Origin of the sequence: Pseudomonas emilianonis (assembly GCF_023072625.1) — a bacterium.
Taxonomy (GTDB): domain Bacteria; phylum Pseudomonadota; class Gammaproteobacteria; order Pseudomonadales; family Pseudomonadaceae; genus Aquipseudomonas; species Aquipseudomonas paraveronii.
In genome coordinates, this window is the sequence record NZ_JAKNRV010000634.1 from 1 (window position 1) to 1,528 (window position 1,528).

Below are 1,528 nucleotides of genomic sequence, written 5' to 3' on the forward strand. Positions count from 1 at the left end.
CTGCCCAGGTCGTTTTCCACCATCGCCAGCGCCAGGTCGACGCCGGCGCTCATGCCGGCGCCGGTCCAGATCTGGCCGTCGACGACGAACAACTTGTCTTCTTCCAGCTGAATATCCGGGTAGCGTTTGCGAAACGCCGGCGCGTGAATCCAGTGGGTGGTGGTGCGCTTACCCGCCAATAATCCGGCCTCGGCCAGCACAAAAATGCCCGTACACAGCGAGGCGACACGCCGCGATTGCGCCGACGCAGCCTTGACCAGCTCCAGCAGGTTGGCCTCCGGCAGACGAAACTCCAGGTAACCGCTGACGATCAGGGTGTCATAGCCCTGCGGCCGGATCGGCGTGGTATTCACCGAGAACCCCTGCGACGTCATCACCGCGCCGCCGCTCTCCGACACCAAGTGAAACTCATAGGCCGGCTCGCCGCGCAGCAGGTTCGCGCACTCGAACACCGAGCCCAGGCTGAGGCTCAGGGACTGGAAGTTCGGGTAAACCATCAGCGCAACGCTGTGCATCGCCATTCTCCAACGCGGGCGGGAGGGGCGATTGTCGGCGCGTGCCGGGAAAACGGCAACCGGGTTCGCGTCATGTCCGGAATCCTTGCGCATATGACATTGTGGGCGTCCGGCCCGGCTCCTAACATTCACCCCACGAACTAGACGACTGGTCTAATCGGACGGAGTGAAGCATGAACAGCGCAACCAAAAGTGCCCGGCAGACCATTCTGGAGACGGCGCAATCGATTGTCGGCGCCAAAGGGTTTTCTGCGGTGGGCCTGAACGAAATACTTCAAGCTGCCGATGTGCCGAAAGGTTCGTTTTATCACTACTTCCACTCCAAAGACGCGTTCGGTGTGGTATTGCTCGATACCTACTTCGATCACTACGTGCAGGGGATGGCGCAACTGTTCGACGCGCCTGGGTTATCCCAACACGCCAAGTTGATGCGCTATTGGCAATGCTGGATCGACAATCAGACCGGTTGCACCGACGCGGGCAAATGCCTTGCCGTCAAACTCGGTGCAGAAGTGTCAGACCTTTCAGAACCGATGCGATTGGCCCTGGATCGCGGCACATCCAGGACCATCGCCTTGCTGGCCGACGCGATTGGGCGCGGCGTCGAAGACGGTTCGCTGACAGTGACGCAAGCCCCGCAAAGCCTGGCCCGCAGCCTGTATGCGTTATGGCTGGGGACCAGCGTCATGAGCAAGATCACCCGTACATCCGCGCCTTTTGATCAGGCGCTGCTACTGACCCGACAGCTGTTGGGTTGCCCTGACACACACTGACCTTCACCCTATCGAGGCACTGGAAAATGAAAGTATTAATGGTACTGACCTCTCACGACCAGCTGGGCGATACCGGCCGCAAGACCGGCTTCTGGCTCGAAGAATTTGCGGCGCCGTATTACGTGTTCAAGGACGCCGGCGCCGATGTGGTGCTGGCATCCCCGGCCGGTGGCCAGCCGCCGCTGGACCCGGTGAGTGATCAAGCGGATGCGCAGACCGAGCAGACCCGCCGCTTTGCCG

At 61.0% G+C, this 1,528-nt stretch carries 2 protein-coding genes and 1 pseudogene; 2 read left to right on the plus strand and 1 reads right to left on the minus strand.

The annotated features are described in order from the left end of the window. Positions 1 to 515, minus strand: a 515-nt coding sequence (locus L9Z73_RS30290; RefSeq protein ID WP_247408640.1) for an AraC family transcriptional regulator, incomplete at its 3' end; no start/stop codon positions are given. Between the two features lie 173 nt (positions 516 to 688). Between L9Z73_RS30290 and L9Z73_RS30295 the strand changes: the two genes are divergently transcribed. Continuing rightward, positions 689 to 1,288, plus strand: a complete 600-nt coding sequence (locus L9Z73_RS30295; RefSeq protein WP_247408642.1) for a TetR/AcrR family transcriptional regulator — start codon at positions 689 to 691, stop codon at positions 1,286 to 1,288. Positions 1,289 to 1,314: 26 nt separating this feature from the next. Then, positions 1,315 to 1,528, plus strand: a pseudogene (locus tag L9Z73_RS30300) (type 1 glutamine amidotransferase domain-containing protein); the annotation flags it as partial.

Excerpts from the sequence above, each read along its gene's own strand:
- L9Z73_RS30295 (WP_247408642.1), top strand. The coding sequence starts at position 689 with ATGAACAGCGCAACCAAAAGTGCCCGGCAGACCATTCTGGAGACGGCG.